The organism is Streptomyces sp. MCA2 (genome assembly GCF_023544705.1).
GTDB lineage: Bacteria > Actinomycetota > Actinomycetes > Streptomycetales > Streptomycetaceae > Streptomyces > Streptomyces decoyicus.
Genome location: NZ_JAMJFM010000010.1, coordinates 1 through 17,582, shown reverse-complemented (window position 1 = coordinate 17,582; position 17,582 = coordinate 1). Strand labels below are relative to the sequence as shown.

The 17,582-nt window shown below is 72.9% G+C and carries 18 protein-coding genes; 14 read left to right on the top strand and 4 right to left on the bottom strand.

Going from position 1 to position 17,582, the window contains the following annotated elements; translation table 11 throughout:
- The first annotated feature begins 139 nt into the window (after positions 1 to 139).
- Complete coding sequence (glmM, locus tag M8I34_RS10365; RefSeq protein WP_250049172.1) at positions 140 to 1,498, top strand: phosphoglucosamine mutase; 1,359 nt, start codon at positions 140 to 142, stop codon at positions 1,496 to 1,498.
- A gap of 45 nt (positions 1,499 to 1,543) precedes the next feature.
- On the opposite strand, the gene M8I34_RS10360 is transcribed toward glmM, so the two are convergent.
- Positions 1,544 to 2,482, bottom strand: coding sequence for a DUF389 domain-containing protein (locus M8I34_RS10360; protein WP_250049171.1), 939 nt, complete (start codon positions 2,480 to 2,482; stop codon positions 1,544 to 1,546).
- 14 nt (positions 2,483 to 2,496) lie between these two features.
- On the bottom strand, positions 2,497 to 3,480 hold the full coding sequence (gene coaA, locus M8I34_RS10355) for a type I pantothenate kinase (RefSeq protein WP_037839425.1): 984 nt from the start codon (positions 3,478 to 3,480) through the stop codon (positions 2,497 to 2,499).
- 300 nt (positions 3,481 to 3,780) lie between these two features.
- Between coaA and M8I34_RS10350 the strand changes: the two genes are divergently transcribed.
- The 9 genes from M8I34_RS10350 to M8I34_RS10310 all read left to right on the top strand — a co-directional run bounded on the left by M8I34_RS10350 (position 3,781) and on the right by M8I34_RS10310 (position 12,511).
- Positions 3,781 to 3,951, top strand: a complete 171-nt coding sequence (locus tag M8I34_RS10350) for a hypothetical protein (protein ID WP_244414136.1) — start codon at positions 3,781 to 3,783, stop codon at positions 3,949 to 3,951.
- Positions 3,952 to 3,976: 25 nt separating this feature from the next.
- Positions 3,977 to 5,824 carry a glutamine--fructose-6-phosphate transaminase (isomerizing) gene (glmS, locus tag M8I34_RS10345; protein ID WP_250049170.1) on the top strand — a complete coding sequence of 616 codons (1,848 nt, stop codon included), beginning with the start codon at positions 3,977 to 3,979 and terminating at the stop codon, positions 5,822 to 5,824.
- A complete protein-coding gene (locus M8I34_RS10340) occupies positions 5,821 to 6,189 on the top strand; it encodes a holo-ACP synthase (protein WP_250049169.1) in 369 nt (122 codons plus the stop codon). The genes glmS and M8I34_RS10340 overlap by 4 nt, the downstream gene beginning before the upstream one ends.
- Before the next feature lie 116 nt (positions 6,190 to 6,305).
- The gene (locus M8I34_RS10335) at positions 6,306 to 7,730 is read left to right on the top strand and encodes an NAD(P)H-hydrate dehydratase (RefSeq protein ID WP_250049168.1); all 1,425 of its coding nucleotides are present in this window, start codon (positions 6,306 to 6,308) and stop codon (positions 7,728 to 7,730) included.
- Between the two features lie 107 nt (positions 7,731 to 7,837).
- A complete protein-coding gene (locus M8I34_RS10330; protein WP_250049167.1) occupies positions 7,838 to 8,692 on the top strand; it encodes a L,D-transpeptidase family protein in 855 nt (284 codons plus the stop codon).
- Between the two features lie 59 nt (positions 8,693 to 8,751).
- Positions 8,752 to 9,939, top strand: a complete 1,188-nt coding sequence (gene alr / locus M8I34_RS10325; protein ID WP_250049166.1) for an alanine racemase — start codon at positions 8,752 to 8,754, stop codon at positions 9,937 to 9,939.
- Positions 9,936 to 11,282: an alpha/beta fold hydrolase gene (locus M8I34_RS10320; RefSeq protein WP_250049165.1), complete on the top strand. Its 1,347-nt coding sequence runs from the start codon at positions 9,936 to 9,938 to the stop codon at positions 11,280 to 11,282. The genes alr and M8I34_RS10320 overlap by 4 nt, the downstream gene beginning before the upstream one ends.
- 178 nt (positions 11,283 to 11,460) lie before the next feature.
- Complete coding sequence (gene tsaE, locus M8I34_RS10315) at positions 11,461 to 11,997, top strand: tRNA (adenosine(37)-N6)-threonylcarbamoyltransferase complex ATPase subunit type 1 TsaE (RefSeq protein WP_250049162.1); 537 nt, start codon at positions 11,461 to 11,463, stop codon at positions 11,995 to 11,997.
- Positions 11,998 to 12,340: 343 nt separating this feature from the next.
- Positions 12,341 to 12,511 carry a hypothetical protein gene (locus tag M8I34_RS10310; protein ID WP_250049155.1) on the top strand — a complete coding sequence of 57 codons (171 nt, stop codon included), beginning with the start codon at positions 12,341 to 12,343 and terminating at the stop codon, positions 12,509 to 12,511.
- Positions 12,512 to 12,551: 40 nt separating this feature from the next.
- On the opposite strand, the gene M8I34_RS10305 is transcribed toward M8I34_RS10310, so the two are convergent.
- Positions 12,552 to 13,121, bottom strand: a complete 570-nt coding sequence (locus tag M8I34_RS10305; protein WP_250049153.1) for a hypothetical protein — start codon at positions 13,119 to 13,121, stop codon at positions 12,552 to 12,554.
- A 139-nt stretch (positions 13,122 to 13,260) separates the two neighbouring features.
- Between M8I34_RS10305 and tsaB the strand changes: the two genes are divergently transcribed.
- From tsaB to M8I34_RS10285, 4 genes are all read left to right on the top strand, one after another.
- On the top strand, positions 13,261 to 13,950 hold the full coding sequence (tsaB, locus tag M8I34_RS10300; RefSeq protein ID WP_250049151.1) for a tRNA (adenosine(37)-N6)-threonylcarbamoyltransferase complex dimerization subunit type 1 TsaB: 690 nt from the start codon (positions 13,261 to 13,263) through the stop codon (positions 13,948 to 13,950).
- Positions 13,947 to 14,591, top strand: a complete 645-nt coding sequence (locus tag M8I34_RS10295) for a GNAT family N-acetyltransferase (RefSeq protein WP_374210885.1) — start codon at positions 13,947 to 13,949, stop codon at positions 14,589 to 14,591. Before tsaB ends, M8I34_RS10295 begins: the two co-directional genes overlap by 4 nt.
- A gap of 5 nt (positions 14,592 to 14,596) precedes the next feature.
- Entirely contained in the window at positions 14,597 to 15,757 is a 1,161-nt protein-coding gene (gene tsaD, locus M8I34_RS10290; RefSeq protein ID WP_250049150.1) for a tRNA (adenosine(37)-N6)-threonylcarbamoyltransferase complex transferase subunit TsaD, read from the top strand.
- 119 nt (positions 15,758 to 15,876) lie between these two features.
- Positions 15,877 to 16,242 carry a hypothetical protein gene (locus M8I34_RS10285; protein ID WP_250049147.1) on the top strand — a complete coding sequence of 122 codons (366 nt, stop codon included), beginning with the start codon at positions 15,877 to 15,879 and terminating at the stop codon, positions 16,240 to 16,242.
- A 10-nt stretch (positions 16,243 to 16,252) separates the two neighbouring features.
- Here the strand turns inward: M8I34_RS10285 and M8I34_RS10280 are convergent, their stop codons facing one another.
- Complete coding sequence (locus M8I34_RS10280; protein WP_250049145.1) at positions 16,253 to 17,464, bottom strand: class I SAM-dependent methyltransferase; 1,212 nt, start codon at positions 17,462 to 17,464, stop codon at positions 16,253 to 16,255.
- Between the last annotated feature and the right edge of the window lie 118 nt (positions 17,465 to 17,582).

The following is a 17,582-nucleotide window of genomic DNA, read 5'->3' as shown; positions in this document are numbered from 1 at the left end:
CGCTCGCTGCGACATGCAGCACTTGGCGAACGCCCCGGTGGCACGGATCCGTGCTGCCGGGGCGTTCGGCTATCCACGACCAGGGGCGTATACCTGGACTTAATGCTCTGGTCCAAGCTCATCTACTCGGAGGACACCAGTGGGACGACTCTTCGGCACGGACGGTGTGCGCGGCGTCGCCAATGCGGATCTGACGGCGGAGCTGGCGCTCGGTCTGTCGGTCGCTGCGGCGCATGTGCTCGCGGAAGCGGGCACATTCGAAGGTCACCGGCCGGTGGCGGTGGTCGGACGCGATCCACGCGCGTCCGGTGAGTTCCTGGAGGCCGCGGTCGTCGCGGGTCTGGCCAGCGCCGGCGTGGACGTGCTGCGGGTGGGCGTGCTTCCGACCCCGGCGGTCGCGTATCTGACCGGCTCGCTCGGCGCGGACCTCGGCGTGATGCTCTCCGCCAGCCACAACCCGATGCCCGACAACGGCATCAAGTTCTTCGCCCGTGGCGGCCACAAGCTCGCCGACGAGCTGGAGAACCGGATCGAGCAGACCTACCGCGCACACAGCTCCGGCGAGCCGTGGGAGCGGCCGACCGGCGCCGGCGTGGGCCGGGTCACCGTCTACGACGAGGGCTTCGACAACTACGTCGCGCATCTCGTCGGCGTCCTGCCCAACCGCCTGGACGGGCTGAAGATCGTCATCGACGGCGCCCACGGTGCGGCGTCGCGGGTCTCGCCCGAGGCGTTCGCGCGGGCCGGCGCCGATGTCATCACGATCGGCACCGACCCCGACGGCCTCAACATCAACGACGGCTGTGGCTCCACCCACCTCCAGCTGCTGCGGGCGGCCGTCGTCGAGCACGGCGCCGACCTGGGTGTGGCCCACGACGGCGACGCCGACCGGTGCCTGGCCGTGGACCGCGAGGGCAACGAGGTCGACGGCGACCAGATCCTGGCCGTCCTGGCGCTCGGGATGCGCGAGGCGGGGACGCTGCGCAAGAACACCGTCGTCGCCACCGTGATGTCCAACCTGGGCTTCAAGCTCGCCATGGAGCGCGAGGGCATCGACCTCGTCCAGACCGCGGTCGGCGACCGGTACGTCCTGGAGGAGATGAAGGCGCACGGCTTCGCGCTGGGCGGTGAGCAGTCCGGGCATGTGATCGTGCTGGACCACGCCACCACCGGCGACGGCACGCTGACCGGCCTGATGCTGGGTGCCCGGGTCGCCGCGACCGGCCGGTCGCTGGCCGAACTGGTGCGCGTCATGGAGCGGCTGCCGCAGATCCTCATCAACGTCCCCGACGTCGACAAGTCGCGGGTGACCACCTCTCCCGAGCTGACCGCGGCGGTCGCCGAGGCGGAGCGGGAGCTGGGCGCCACCGGCCGGGTGCTGCTGCGGCCGTCCGGCACGGAGCCGCTGGTGCGGGTGATGGTGGAGGCCGCGGACATCGAGCAGGCCCGGTCGGTGGCCGAGCGGCTCGCCGACGCGGTCAAGTCCGCGCTGGGCTGAGCCCTTTCGCTGATTTCCGGGCCCGTCCTCCCAGGGGTGTCTCCCCTAGCGGAGGGCGGGCCCGGTGTCGTGCCGGGCCCACAGCAGCTTCTGTGCCGCCAGGGTGAGCGTGCCGGCGATGACGATGCCTGCCAGGTTGAGCAGCAGCTGCTCCATGGAGTGCCAGGCCTGGCCGTACTCCTGGTAGCCGAGGGCCACCGCGGCGTTGGCGGCGGCCGGGACGGTGGTGACGGAGATCGCCACGCCGACCAGGGCGCCCGATTTGGCGGACGTCAGTGACAGCATCCCGGCGATGCCGGCGAGGACGGCGACGACGAACGAGAACCAGTCGGGCCGGTAGATGAAGTTGGTGTTCGGGCGCGCGGCCTCCAGCGCCTCGACGCGGAAGAGGCCGACCGCGTCCATGAAGAGGCTGAAGCCGACGGTCACCACCATCGCCAGCGCGAAACCGACGAGCAGCGCCTGGACCGAGCGCCAGGCCAGGCGCGGTGCCCGCTGGACGAGCGCGGTGCAGATACCGGCCAGCGGGCCGAACTCCGGGCCCACGGCCATCGCGCCGACGATCAGGATCGCGTTGTCGAGGACCACACCGCAGGCCGCGATCATCGTGGCGAGGGTCAGGAACGCGAGGTAGGTGGCCGAGAGCGTCGACTCCTCGTGGGTGGCGTCGGTCAGCGACTCCCACAGCACGGCGTCCGCGCCCTCGCCGGGGGCCTCGTCCTCCGCCCGGTCCGCCCGCCGGGACAGCGACAGATCGATGTTCTCGATGGCGATCGAACCGGTCCGGTCCAGATCCATCGCCCGCAGCCGGGCCAGCAGGCCGTCACCGGCCTCCCGTGCGACATCGCACAGCACCACATCGCCCTCCGGATCACGGGCCGCCCCGCTCAGGACGACCAGATGGGTCGTTCCGACGGTCGTCTCCAGCAGCTGGAGCACCTCGTCGGTACGGTCCGCGGGGACGATCAGGCGCAGATGCAGCACGGCGTTCGCACTCCCTAGAGCTTGCGCAACGACAGTCGTTGCACCTTGTGGTCCGGTCCCTTGCGCAGCACCAGGTTGGCGCGGCCGCGGGTCGGCGCGACGTTCTGTTGCAGATTGGGCTTGTTGACGGTGCGCCAGATCATGCGGGCGTAGTCGAGGGCTTCGTCCTCGGAGACCTGGGTGTACTTGCGGAAGTACGAGAACGGGTTCTGGAAGGCCGTCTCGCGCAGCTTGCGGAAGCGGCCGAGGTACCACTTCTCGATGTCCTCGGTGCGGGCGTCGACGTAGACGGAGAAGTCGAAGAAGTCGGCGAGCCCGAGGCGGGTGCGGCCGTCCTTGCCGGGCAGGGCCGGCTGGAGGACGTTCAGGCCCTCGACGATGAGGATGTCCGGGCGCTGCACGGTCAGCCGCTCGCCGGGCACGATGTCGTAGATCAGGTGGGAGTAGACGGGCGCGGTGACCTCGGCCTTGCCGGACTTCACATCCGCGACGAAGCGGGTCAGCGCCCGCCGGTCGTAGGACTCCGGGAAGCCCTTGCGGGACATCAGGCCGCGCCGGTGCAGCTCGGCGTTGGGGAAGAGGAAACCGTCGGTGGTGACCAGCTCGACCCGCGGATGCTCGGGCCAGCGGGCCAGCAGCGCCTGGAGCAGCCGGGCGGTGGTGGACTTCCCGACGGCCACGCTGCCCGCGACCCCGATGACGAACGGGGTACCGGGCTGGGGGCCGCCGCCCACGTCGCCGAGGAAGGTGTTCAGCGCACCGCGCAGATTGCTGGTGGCGCCGACGTAGAGGTTGAGGAGCCTGGACAGCGGGAGATAGACATCGCGCACCTCGTCGAGGTCGATGACATCGCCCAGGCCCCGCAGCCGTTCGACCTCGTCGGCCGTCAGGGGCAGCGGGGTCTTCTCCCGCAGGGCACTCCACTGTGCGCGCGTCAGATCGACGTACGGGGAGCTGTCGGCGCGGCGTCGTTGCTGCGGATCGGTCGTCATGGGCACGGGCCCATTGTGCGCAGCCGCCACACGCCGTTCATCTCGGGGTGCCCGACCGGGGCGCCGGGAGACGGGTTGTGGGTGTCGTGGCCGGGCTTGGGTATGTCTCTGCCCGGCTGTCTGTACCCGAGGGATTTTGCCCGGTACGGTCGGCTGTGGGGAGAGGCCCGGCTGCGGGCCGTGGACAATCAGGGGGTGCGTGTGCGAGCGCGTAAGACCGGTCTGCTGGGACAGCGGCCGTGGGGGAGGACCGGAGGCGTCAGGGGCCGGGGGGCGGATGCCGCATCGGACGGATTTGCCGCGCGGGTGTACGCCGAGTTAGCCGAGGAATTACCGGACGAGGATCTGGGCGAGGACCTCGCCGATTTCCTGGAGCGCTACGAGCCGGGCAGCGAGCTCGGGGCGGGCGCGGAGGCGGACGAGGAGTTCCTGGAGACGGTGCGTGAGGCGCACCACCGGATAGCGCGCGGGTATTGACCGGCGGGCGTCGTAGGCTGCCTCCATGTGCGGAATCGTGGGATATGTGGGCGGGCAGAGCGCCCTGGATGTCGTCCTGGCCGGGCTGAAGCGGCTGGAGTACCGCGGCTACGACTCGGCGGGTATCGCCGTGCTGGCCGATGGCGGTCTGGCAGCGGCGAAGAAAGCCGGCAAACTCGCCAACCTGGAGAAGGAACTGGCGGACCGTCCGCTGCCGGCCGGCTCGACCGGTATCGGGCACACCCGGTGGGCCACCCACGGCGGTCCGACCGACGAGAACGCCCATCCGCATCTGGACAATGCCGGCCGGGTCTCCGTCGTGCACAACGGCATCATCGAGAACTTCGCCCGACTGCGGGCCGAACTCACCGACCGCGGACACGAGTTGGCGTCCGAGACGGACACCGAGGTCGTGGCGCATCTGCTCGCCGAGGCCTACTCGTCCTGCGGTGAGCTGGCCGAGGCGATGCGGCAGGTGTGCCGGCAGCTGGAGGGCGCGTTCACGCTGGTCGCGGTGCATGCCGATGAGCCGGATGCGGTCGTCGGGGCGCGTCGTAACTCGCCGCTCGTGGTGGGGGTCGGGGACGGCGAGGCGTTCCTCGCCTCGGACGTGGCGGCGTTCATCGCGCACACCCGTGAGGCGATCGAGCTGGGCCAGGACCAGGTCGTGGAGCTGCGCCGGGACGGGGTGACGGTCACCGACTTCGACGGCGCGCCCGCGGAGGTCCGCGAGTACCACGTCGACTGGGACGCCTCGGCCGCCGAGAAGGGCGGCTACGACTACTTCATGCTCAAGGAGATCGCCGAGCAGCCGAAGGCCGTCGCGGACACCCTGCTGGGCCGGATCGACGCCTCCGGCGTGCTGTCCCTGGACGAGGTGCGGATTCCGCAGGCGGTGCTGCGCGAGGTCGACAAGGTCGTCATCGTGGCGTGCGGGACGGCGTACCACGCGGGGATGATCGCCAAGTACGCGATCGAGCACTGGACACGGATTCCCTGCGAGACGGAGCTGGCCAGCGAATTCCGCTACCGCGACCCGATCCTGGACCGGCACACACTCGTCATCGCCATCAGCCAGTCCGGCGAGACCATGGACACCCTGATGGCGCTGCGCCATGCGCGTGAGCAGGGCGCGAAGGTGCTCGCCATCTGCAACACGAACGGCTCGACCATCCCGCGGGAGTCGGACGCGGTGCTGTACACGCACGCCGGGCCCGAGGTCGCGGTGGCCTCCACGAAGGCGTTCCTGACCCAGTTGGTGGCCTGCTACCTGGTGGCGCTGTACGTCGCGCAGGTACGGGGCACGAAGTGGGGTGACGAGATCCGGGCCGTGGTGCGCGAACTGGCGGCCATCGGCACCCAGGTCGAGCAGGTGCTCGGCACGATGGAGCCGGTGCGGGAGCTGGCGCGCAGCCTCGCCGACAAGAACACGGTGCTGTTCCTCGGCCGTCATGTGAGCTATCCGGTGGCGCTGGAGGGCGCGCTGAAGCTCAAGGAGCTCGCGTACATGCATGCGGAGGGCTTTGCGGCCGGGGAGCTCAAGCACGGGCCGATCGCGTTGATCGAGGACGATCTGCCGGTGGTGGTGGTCGTGCCGTCGCCGCGCGGGCGGTCCGTGCTGCACGACAAGATCGTGTCGAACATCCAGGAGATCCGGGCCCGGGGGGCGCGCACGATCGTGATCGCGGAGGAGGGCGACGAGGCGGTGGTGCCCTACGCCGACCACCTCGTACGGATTCCGCGGACGCCGGTGCTGCTTCAGCCGCTGGTCTCCACGGTCCCGCTCCAGGTCTTCGCCTGTGAGCTGGCCACCGCCCGGGGCAACGAGGTCGACCAGCCGCGCAACCTCGCCAAATCGGTGACGGTGGAATGATCATCGGGGTCGGGATCGATGTCGCCGAGATCGAGCGGTTCGGCGCGGCGCTGGAGCGTACGCCGGAGCTGGCGCGGCGGCTCTTCATCGAGGAGGAGCTGATACTGCCGAGCGGGGAGCGCCGCGGTATCGCCTCCCTGGCGGCGCGGTTCGCCGCCAAGGAGGCGCTCGCCAAGGCGCTCGGGGCGCCGAGCGGGCTGCACTGGACCGATGCCGAGGTGTATGTCGAGGACAGCGGGCAGCCGCGGCTGCGGGTGCGCGGGACCGTCGAGGCGCGTGCGAAGGAGCTCGGGGTCCGCACGTGGCACGTGTCGCTGAGCCATGACGCGGGGGTCGCCTCCGCCGTGGTGATCGCCGAGGCCTGAGGCCGCTGCGGCGCCCGCCCCCGCTCGTCGGTGGGCGGGCGCCGTCTTTGCGGGGAGGCCGCCGCCGGGAGGGGAAATCCCCCGTACCCCGTGGGCGAGGGGCGAGACTTGTCGGTATGAGGACTGCCTACAGCGTGGAGACCGTGCGGGCCGCGGAGCGAGAGCTCATGGCCCGGTTGCCCGAAGGGGCCCTGATGCAGCGGGCGGCGGCCGGACTGGCCGTGGCCTGCGCGGAGTTGCTGGGGCGGGTGTACGGCTCCCGGGTGGTGCTGCTGGTGGGCAGCGGCGACAACGGCGGGGACGCGCTGTACGCCGGTGCCCGGCTGGCGCGGCGGGGAGCCGGGGTGGTGGCGGTGCTGCTCTCGCCCGATCGGGCGCACCAGGGAGGGCTCGGCGCGCTGCGGGCGGCCGGGGGGCGCGTCTCGGACGATGCGTCGCGGGACATCGCGCGGGCCGATCTGGTCGTGGACGGGATCGTCGGGATCGGTGGGCGGGGCGGGCTGCGCCCGGAGGCGGCCCGACTGGCGCGTGCGGCATGGGAGTCGGCGCCGGTGGTGGCCGTCGATCTGCCCAGCGGTGTGGACGCGGACAGCGGTGAGGTGCGGGGGGAGGCCGTACGGGCCGATGCGACGGTGACGTTCGGCGCGTACAAGCCGGGGCTGCTGATCGACCCGGCACGGGAGCGGGCCGGGGCGCTGCGGCTGGTGGACATCGGGCTCACGCTGCCCGGGGACGCCGGCATGGAGGCGTTGCAGCATGCGGACGTGGCGGAGCTGCTGCCGCGTCCGGTGCCCGAGAGCGACAAGTACCGGCGCGGTGTGGTCGGGGTGGTCGCCGGGTCCGCGCGGTATCCCGGGGCGGCGGTGCTCGCGGTGGCGGGCGCGTTGCGGGGCGGTGCGGGGGCCGTGCGCTATGTCGGTCCGGCCGCCGATGCGGTGCTGGCGCGCTTTCCGGAGACGCTGGTGCATGCCGGGCCGCCGGACAAGGCGGGCCGGGTGCAGGCCTGGGTGATCGGTCCCGGCATCGGCGAGGAGTCGGACGCGCTGGAGGACGTGCTGGCGTCGGAGGTGCCGGTGCTGGTGGACGCGGACGGGCTGCGGTTCCTGACGCCCCGTCGGGTCGCGGAGCGCCCGGCCGCGACACTGCTGACGCCGCATGCGGGGGAGGCCGCCGCGCTGCTGGGGTGCGGCCGTGAAGACGTCGAGGCGGCACGGCTGACGTCCGTACGGGAGCTGGCGGCGCGGTACGGCGCCACGGTGCTGCTCAAGGGCTCGACGACGCTGATCGCGGAGGCGGACGGGCCGGTGCGGGTCAATCCCACGGGGACCAGCTGGCTGGCGACGGCCGGGAGCGGGGATGTGCTGTCGGGGGTGACGGGGTCGTTGCTCGCCGCGGGGCTCACGGCGCGTGACGCGGGGTCGGCCGGTGCGTATCTGCACGGGCTGGCGGCCCGCCGCGCGGCCGGGCCGGCCGGCGCGCCGATCCTGGCCTCGGAGGTCGCCGGTCATCTGGCCGACGCCTGGCGCGAGGTGACGGACTGACAGCTGACGCGCGGGCATTACGCCCCGCGGGGGAAAGGGGCGGGCACCAGGGCGAACCTGGTGCCCGGCGGGCGGTACGGGCGCGCGGCCACGGCATGCGTGAGGGCATGAAACGCACTCTTCCGGCGCTGCTGGTCTGCGCCTCGCTGCTCACTGTCGCCGGGCCTCCCGCGCAGGCCGTGGCACCGTCGCCCGTCTCGCACGCGGTCTTTGAGCCCGTCTCGTACCCGGCTTCCGACCTGGTCCCCGGCATCCCGCGCGCTCAGCGGGCGCCGGCCGCGCAGGAGACCGCCGGCCGGGCGCAGACGCGCGGGCGGCAGCCGCACATCGAGTACGTGCCGCGGTCCGAGGCGGTGCGCCACGGCACCAGGGCGGCGGCGTGCAGCCGGGCGACCGGGCCCTTCCAGCGGCAGGCGGAGCGCTATCTGCGGCGGGAGGTGGACGGGCGGCAGAGTGCGGGCGACTGCCGGGCGATCCGGCGGTTCCAGCAGGCGCACCGCATCGCCCCGGCCACCGGATTCGCGGGGCCGGTCACGGGCGCGATGGTGCGGGTGATGCGGGCCAAGAAGGACCCCAACCGGGCCGGACGCTGCCCCGACCGTCGCGAGCGGACCGCGTGCGTCGATCTGAACCGGCAGCTGATGTGGGTGCAGCAGAACGGGCGGGTGATCTTCGACCCGGTGGCGATCCGTTCCGGGGCGCCGACGATGGAGACCCGTACGGGTTCGTACCGGATCTACCTGCGGCACAGAAGCCACATTTCCAACCTTTACGGCACCTCGATGCCGTTCGCGCAGTTCTTCGACCGCGGCGAGGCGCTGCACGGCGTCTACGAGGACATCTTCCAGGGGGCCGGCTCGCACGGCTGCGTCAACCTCACATGGAGCGATGCGCGGAAGCTGTGGGATCTGCTGAGGAAGGGGGACGTGGTGTACGTCTGGGGGCGGAAACCCAGCGTGTGAGCCCGGTTTTCCCGCCCGTCCCCCGGGGTGCCGCGGCGTGGCCTGCAACACTGAGGGGGATGAACGAGACAGCGAAGCGCGCCCGTGCCGCCATCGACGTCGCCGCCGTGCGGTCGAACGTCCGTGCACTGCGGGACCGCGCACCCCGGGCAGAGCTGATGGCCGTGGTCAAGTCCGACGGCTACGGACACGGGGCGGTGCGCTGCGCGCGCGCCGCCCGTGAGGCCGGTGCGGGCTGGCTGGGCACGGCGCTGCCCCAGGAGGCCTTCGCGCTGCGTGCGGCCGGTGACACCGGGCGGCTGATGTGCTGGCTGTGGACGCCGGGCGGCCCCTGGCAACAGGCCGTCGAGCAGGACATCGACGTCGGGGTGAGCGCGCTGTGGGCGCTGCGCGAGGTGGTCGCGGCGGCGCGGGCGTGCGGCCGCACCGCCCGCGTCCAGCTCAAGGTCGACACCGGCCTGGGCCGCAACGGCTGCCCGCCCGCCGACTGGCCGGAACTGACCGCGGCCGCCCGCGCCGCCGAGGCCGAGGGCGCGCTGACCGTCACCGGCGTCTGGTCGCACTTCGCCTGTGCCGACGAGCCCGGCCACCCCTCGATCGCCGCCCAGCTGGATGTCTTCCACGAGGCGTTGAAGACCGCCGAGACGGCCGGACTGCGCCCCGAGGTGCGGCATATCGCCAACACCCCGGCCCTGCTGACCCTGCCCGAGGCGCACTTCGACCTGGTCCGCACCGGCATCGGCATCTACGGCATCTCGCCCAGCCCGGAGGTCGGCACCTCCCAGGACCTCGGGCTGCGGCCGGCGATGACCCTGGAGGCCTCGCTCGCGTCGGTCAAGCGCGTCCCGGGCGGCCACGGCGTGTCGTACGGGCATCACTACACGACGCCCGGCGCGACGGCCCTGGCACTGATCCCGCTCGGCTATGCCGACGGCATCCCGCGGCACGCCTCCGGCACCGGCCCGGTGCTGGTCGCCGGCAAGCGGCGGACGGTCGCCGGACGGATCGCGATGGACCAGTTCGTGGTGGACCTGGGCGGCGACAGCGCCGAGCCGGGCGATCCGGCGGTGCTGTTCGGCCCCGGGGACCGCGGTGAGCCGACCGCGGAGGACTGGGCCCGGGTGGCCGGAACCATCGGCTACGAAATCGTCACCCGGATCGGATCCCGGGTGCCACGCGTCTATGTGGACAGCGGCATACGGAACGAAGCCGAAGGGGACAGTGCGCTTACGGGGGGCACGGCATGACCGAGGGACAGGAGGCCGCCGCGCAGGCGGTCGAGACGGCGGCCGAGGTGGCCGGCAACTGGGCGCGGGCGGGCCGGCACGCCGGTGTCGCCGGCGCCGCGATCGGCGTGGTCGCGGCGGGTGCCGCGGCCGGTGTGGCGATAGAGCGGATGACGGTCGGCCGCGGGATGCGGCGGCGCGCCCGGCTCGCACTGGACGCCGCGGGCCCGTACGGCACGCTGCGCGGCACCCCGGGTGCCGCGATCGCCGAGGACGGCACCGAGCTGTACTACGAGGTCGACGAGCCGGGCCCGGAGCCGGGCCGCCCGGAGAAGGGCGACGGGACGGGCAAGTCCGCCGTGAACGGCAAGCACGGCAAACACGGCAAGAGCGACCGCTCCGCCAAGCCCGTCCGCGGCAAGGAGGCCCGCGCGGCACAGGAGGCCCAGGGCGGTCTGCGCAAGCGGCTGACGGCCGCACTGGGGCGGCGCTCCGCGGCCCCCACGGTCGTTTTCAGCCACGGCTACTGCCTCAGCCAGGACTCCTGGCACTTCCAGCGCTCCGCGCTGCGCGGCACGGTGCGCACCGTCCACTGGGACCAGCGCAGCCACGGCCGCTCCTCGCGCGGCCACGGCCAGATCGACGGCACGGAACCGGTCACCATCGACCTGCTGGGCCGGGATCTGAAGGCGGTGCTGGACGCCGCGGTCCCGGAGGGGCCGATCGTGCTGGTCGGGCACTCCATGGGCGGGATGACGGTGATGGCGCTGGCCGACCAGTTCCCCGAGTACGTCGCGGAGCGGGTGGTCGGGGTGGCCCTGATCGGCACCTCCGCCGGCCGGCTCAGCGAGGTCGGCTTCGGGCTGCCGTCCATGGGCGTCAAGGCCTTCCACTGGCTCGCGCCGGGCGTCCTCAAGGCGCTGGGCTGGCAGCGCGAGATCGTCGAGCGCGGGCGGCGGGCCACCGCCGACCTCTTCGCGGGGCTGATCAAGCGGTATTCGTTCGGGACGCCGGAGAAGGTGGACCCGGGCATCGCGCGGTTCGGCGAGCGGCTGATCGAGGCGACGCCGATCGATGTGGTCGCCGAGTTCTTCCCGGCGTTCGCGGTGCACGACAAGACCGAGGCGCTGGTGGCGTACGACGCGGTGCCCGCGCTGGTGCTCGCCGGGGAGAGCGATCTGATCACTCCTGCCGACCACAGCCGGACGATCGCCGAGATGCTGCCCGACGCGGATCTGGTGTGTGTCCCCGGCGCCGGGCATCTGGTGATGCTGGAGCGGCCCGAGCTGGTCAATGACCATCTGGTGTCGCTGGTGGAGCGGGCGAGCGCGACGGCCCGCAGCTCGCGTCCCGCCCGCGCCTGACCCGGCGGGGCCCCGGGGCCTGCCGGACAGCGGTCCGCAGGCCGTCGCACCAGGTCCGCCGGCCCGGGGCGGCGTCGTGGAGGGTCGGTGGCCGGGCGGCGGGGACGGGGCTGCCGTCCCCCAAGGCCATCGATGAGGGGCGGTGGCCGGGTGACGGGCGGGCCGTACCATTTGCGGCATGAGCACCACCGCAGCGATTGCGCACGTAACCGTCAAGTCACCCGCACAGATGCAGGAGTTGGGCCGCCGGCTGGCCCCGCTGCTGCGCCCCGGCGACCTGGTGCTGCTCACCGGTGAGCTGGGCGCCGGCAAGACCACGCTGACCCGCGGCCTGGGCGAGGCCCTGGGCGTGCGCGGCGCCGTGACCTCGCCCACCTTTGTCATCGCCCGGGTGCACCCCTCGCTGACCGGCGGCCCCGCGCTGGTGCATGTCGACGCCTACCGGCTCGGCGGCGGGCTGGACGAGATGGAGGACCTGGACCTCGATGTCTCGCTGCCGGAGTCGGTGGTGGTCGTGGAGTGGGGCGAGGGCAAGGTCGAGGAGCTGTCCGAGGACCGGCTGCATGTGGTGATCGGGCGCGCCGTCGGAGCGGATGCGCCGGGCGGCGCGGACGGGGCACCGGTGGACACCGCGGACGATGTGCGCGAGGTGACGGTCACCGGCCTCGGCGCGCGCTGGGCGGACGCCGGCCTGCCCGAGCTGGAGATCTGCTGACCGCGGGCGGGCCGTACGCGGTGGCGGGGTGACCGGCCGTGGCGACGGCGGGCGGACCGGGGAGCGGCGACGGGCGGACCGGTCTCTGGCCCGGGTCGCACGTCCCGTAGTTTCCGACAAGCCGTCGGTAAGATGTTGCATACCTGGTGCCGGGCGTGGTGACATGGGTGGAGACCCCAGTTAGGTCAGCCTAAGTAGCGAGCCTAGCTTCTGTCGCTCGTCCCAGGAGCCCCGGGAGGCGTCCATGTCGGCCCACCAGCCTTCCCCCACGCCTGAAGGGTGCGGGGGGACCCCGATCGCGGCAGTCGGGCGCGCCGATCATGAGGCGCGCGAGACGCCGTCCATGAATGAGCTGCTGGCGGCGTGCGCCGCGGCCAGCGCCGTTTCCACGCCCCCCGACGCCGCCGAGGAAGCCCGTCAGGGCGAGCCCGCACGGTCCGCGGACGAGCCGGCCGGGGAGGACGGGACCGGGCCCGCCGGGTCCGCGTCCACCGGGGGCCGCGACGCGGCGTAGCCCGTAGGGGCGAAAAAGCGGGGAGCCGGGCGCCGGGCGGTCAGGAGACCACGACGACCTTGGTGCCGTGCAGGGCGAAGTCCCACATCGCCTTGCCGTCCTCCCGCGACTCACGGATGCCGCCGGTCTTCTTCGTCGAGCCCGCGGCGGGCATCGAGCCGTCGACGGCCGCGCTGAAGCCGATGGTGACGCTGTCCACACTCGCGAACCGCACCACATGCTCGATCGCGATGCCGTCCGAGCCCGTGACGCTCACCGAACGCGAGCTGACCGCGTACGACCCCAGCGGCGGGCTCACCGTGCTCGGCGCGACCCGGTACGTACGCAGCGCCTTGTCCTTCGGGCCGACCAGCCAGACGCGCTTGGCGTCGAGCGAGTAGACGATCCGCCGGCCCTTCCCGGACGCCGCGGGGACCTCGGCCGGAGCGGGCGCCTTGCCCTTCTTGCGGCCCTGCTCCGAGTGCCCCTTGGACGCACGGTGGGGGCTGTCCTTGCGGGCCTGGGTGAGGGTGTCCGGAGCGGACGCCGCGGCCTGGTAGCCGAGCACACCGACCACGACCACGGCAGCCGTGGTCAGCGCGGTGACGATCATGCTGCTCTTAGCGGGCACCGCTGTGCCACCTTTCCTCCCTCTCCCTGCCTCCGGCGGGGAGCCCCGGGCCTTGGAACGCCGGGCTGCTTGCTGCTGGCTACGGGGGCGACGGTAGCACCGCGACAGGTACCACCTGCCGAGCCGTAGTCTTAAGGGCGTGCTGCTGCTAGCTCTTGACACCGCCACCCCCGCCGTCACCGTCGCGCTCCATGACGGCACCCGCGTCCTCGCCGAGTCCCGCCAGGTGGATGCGCGCCGGCACGGCGAGCTGCTGCTGCCCGCCGTCGACCGGGTGCTGGCCGAGGCCGGCCTGAAGCTCGACGCGGTCAGCGACATCGTGGTCGGCGTGGGCCCGGGACCGTACACCGGGCTGCGGGTCGGCCTGGTGACCGCCGCGACCTTCGGGTCGGCGCTCGGCGTACCCGTCCACGGCCTGTGCACCCTCGACGGCCTCGCCTACGCCTCCGGGCTGACCGAGCCCTTCGTCGTGGCCACCGACGCCCGCCGCAAGGAGGTCTACTGGGCGCGCTACGAGGCCAGCCCCTCGCCCGGCGACGCCGCGCCCCGCACGATCACGCGGCTGACCGAGCCCGCCGTCGACCGCCCCGCGGACATCGCCGACCAGGTGGCTGGCGTGCCCGCCGTGGGTGCGGGCGCCCTGCTCTACGACACGGTCTTCACCGGCGTACGGCGCGAGGGCCCCGAGCACCAGTCCGCCGGGGCGCTGGCCACACTGGCCGCCGGGAAGCTGGCCGCGGGCGAGGAGCTGCCGCCCCCGCAGCCGATGTACCTGCGCCGCCCGGACGCCCAGGTGCCCGCCAACTACAAGGTGGTCACTCCCCAGTGACCGCCCGCCCGTCGCCCGACCACCTCTCGGCGAGCCCGCCGGGTGCTCCTCAGCCCGGCGCGGTGCTGCGCGAGATGCGCTGGTGGGACATAGCGCCGGTGCTGGATCTCGAACGGGAGCTCTTCCCCGAGGACGCCTGGTCGCCGGGCATGTTCTGGTCCGAGCTGGCCCATGCGCGCGGCCCGCACGCCACCCGCCGCTACCTCGTCGCCGAGCAGGAGGTGCCGCCGCGCAGCGGCGCCGATGAGGGGATTGGGGTCTCCCCTGCTCGAACGGAGTTGAGAGCTTGGGGAAGGCCGGGTGGCGGGCGGGACGGCCGGCTGGTCGGCTACGGCGGGCTGGCCGCCGTCGACGGCACCGGCGACATCCAGACCATCGCCACCGCCCGGGACCAGTGGGGCACCGGCCTCGGTGCCCGGCTGCTGACCGAACTCCTCGGTGCCGCGACGGACTTCGAATGCCACGAGGTGCTGCTGGAGGTGCGCGTCGACAACCTCCGCGCCCAGCGCCTCTACGAGCGCTTCGGCTTCGAGCCGATCGGCTTCCGCCGCGGCTACTACCAGCCCGGCAACCACGACGCCCTCGTGATGCGCCGCACCACCCAGACCTCCTCCGAAGCACCCTCCGTACAAGGAACTTGACACTCATGGCTGACTCACGCGGCGGACCGCTCGTCCTCGGCATCGAGACCTCCTGCGACGAGACCGGTGTCGGCATCGTCCGCGGCCACACCCTCCTCGCCGACGCGGTCGCCTCCAGCGTCGACGAGCACGCCCGCTTCGGCGGTGTGGTGCCGGAGGTGGCCTCGCGCGCCCACCTGGAGGCGATGGTCCCCACCATCCAGCGGGCCCTGAAGGACGCCGGGGTCGCGGCCTCCGACCTGGACGGGATCGCGGTCACCGCGGGACCGGGCCTGGCCGGTGCGCTGCTGGTCGGCGTCTCGGCCGCCAAGGCGTACGCCTACGCCCTGGGCAAGCCGCTCTACGGCGTCAACCACCTCGCCTCGCACATCTGCGTCGACCAGCTGGAGCACGGCCCGCTGCCGGAGCCGACGATGGCCCTGCTGGTGAGCGGCGGTCACTCCTCCCTCCTGCTGGCCCCGGACATCACCTCCGACGTGCGGCCGCTGGGCTCGACGATCGACGACGCGGCGGGGGAGGCCTTCGACAAGATCGCGCGGGTGCTGAACCTCGGCTTCCCCGGCGGCCCGGTCATCGACCGCTACGCCCGCGAGGGCAACCCGGACGCGATCCGCTTCCCGCGCGGCCTGACCGGCCCCCGCGACCCGGTCTACGACTTCTCCTTCTCCGGCCTGAAGACGGCCGTCGCGCGCTGGATCGAGGCCAAGCGGGCGGCCGGTGAACAGGTGCCGGTGGCGGACGTCTCGGCGTCCTTCCAGGAGGCCGTGGTGGATGTGCTGACCCGTAAGGCCGTCCGGGCCTGCAAGGACAGCGGCGTGGACCACCTGATGATCGGCGGCGGGGTCGCGGCCAACTCCCGGCTGCGGGCCATGGCCCAGCGCCGCTGCGAGGACGCCGGGATCACCCTGCGGGTGCCGCGGCCCAAGCTGTGCACCGACAACGGCGCGATGGTCGCCGCCCTGGGCGCGGAGATGGTGGCCCGCAACCGGCCGGCCTCCGCCTGGGACCTCTCCGCCGACTCGTCCCTGCCGGTCACCGAACCGCATGTGCCCGGCGAGGTCCCTGACCCGCCCGCCCCGTCCGGCCACCACCATGACCACGGCCACGGCCATGACCACGACCATGACCACGTCCACGAGATGAGCAAGAACAACCTCTACTCCTGAGGCCGCGAGGGCTCGCTTTGTCGTTCTGCGAGTCCTCCCGCTTCCTCCCCGCCCGACGTCCGGCCCGAGGTCTTACCCTGGCAGCGGCATCGGGCTCGCGCGTGGGGAGGCGGCAGACTGTGGACTGGTTCTGGTGGGTCTTCATCTTCTTCATGGCGGGCGGCTTCGCGAAGGTCGCCGACACCGCGCGCACGGCGCTGCGTACGCGCCACGAACGCAAGATGGAGCGGCTGGAGACCGCCCGTCAGGAGCGGCAGGAGCTGGCCGCCGCCCAGCAGCCGCCGCAGCCGGTGTGCGGCTGCACCCACCACCTCGCCAAGCATGACAAAAAGGGCAGGTGTCATGAGCGGGTGGAGGTGGCGGTCGCCTGGGACGCCGACCACAGGCCGGTGCAGTACGAGGCGGGCCAGTGCACCTGCCAGCAGTACATCGGCCCGCAGCCGCTCTCCCAGATCTACGCCGAGGACCTCACCGACCTGGCCTGAGGGCAGCCCCTCAGGGCGCGTCCGCCGCGGGGTGCCCCAGCAGCATCGAGGGGGCGCCTGCGACCCGGGTCAGGAAGATCGTGCAGGACTTGCGGCCCCCGCCGAGCTTCAGCTTCTTGCGCAGCTCCTCCGGCTCCACCGCGGAACCACGCTTCTTGATCACCGCGATGCCCACCTCGCGCTCCCGCAGCAGCGCCTTGAGCTTCTTGACGTGGAACGGCAGCACATCGGTGATCGCGTAGGCGGTCGCGTACGGCGTCTCGACCAGCCGGTCCGCGGTGAGGTACGCGATCGTCGGATCGATCAGCCGGCCGCCGATCTGCCGGGCGACATCCGCGACGAGATGGGCGCGGATCACCGCCCCGTCCGGCTCGTACAGCCAGTCCCCGACGGGGCCCGGCTCGGGATCCGGCAGTCCGGCGCCGAGCAGCGAGTCACCGGCCGGGAGCAGCGTGGCACGGCGGCCGCCCGGCGTGATGCGCCCCGCCCCGCCCTGCGCCGCGCCGAACCACACCACGGCCTCCTTGACGTCGCCGCCGTCCGAGATCCACTCCGTCTCGGCGTCCTCGGGCAGCGCGTCGTGCGGCACCCCCGGCGCGATCTTCAGCGCCGCGACCGGTGCCTTACGGGCCGCCTCGACGGCCCACGACAGCGGCGGCGAGTACGCCTCGGGATCGAAGATCCGGCCACCCCTCGCCTTGCTGCGCCGCGCCGGATCGACGAACACCGCGTCATATCCGGCCGTGTCCACCTCCGTCACATCCGCGCAGCGCACCTCGATCAGCTCCGCGAGCCCCAGCGCCTCGGCATTGGCCCGCGCCGCCGCGCAGGCCAGCGGGTCCCGGTCGACGGCCAGGACTCGGATCCCGGCGCGAGCCAGCGCGATCGCGTCGCCGCCGATGCCGCAGCACAGGTCCGCCAGCGTCCGCACGCCCAGCGCCGCGAGCCGCTCGGCGCGGTGGGCGGCGACCGTGGCACGGGTGGACTGCTCGACGCCGTTGGGCGTGAAGTACATCAGCCGCGCGTCCGCCCCGAACTTCGCCACCGCGCGCTGCCGCAGCCGGGCCTGCCCGAGCGCGGCGGAGACCAGCGGCGCGGGGTGCTCACGGCGCAGCCGGGTGGCTGCCGCCAGCTCGTCCGCCGGGTCGTGGTCCCGCAGCTCGGCCAGCAGCGATTGCCCCTCCGGGGCGAGCAGGGCGGAGAAGGTGTCCAGGTCGTTCACGGTGTCATTGTCCTCCCACGTTTTTGGCTTTCCCGCCGTGGGTTCCGCTGCGCTTGGCCTCCGGCCCACGTTTTTGGCTTTCTCGCCGTTGCGCCTGCGGCGGGCGGGTCCGCTGCGC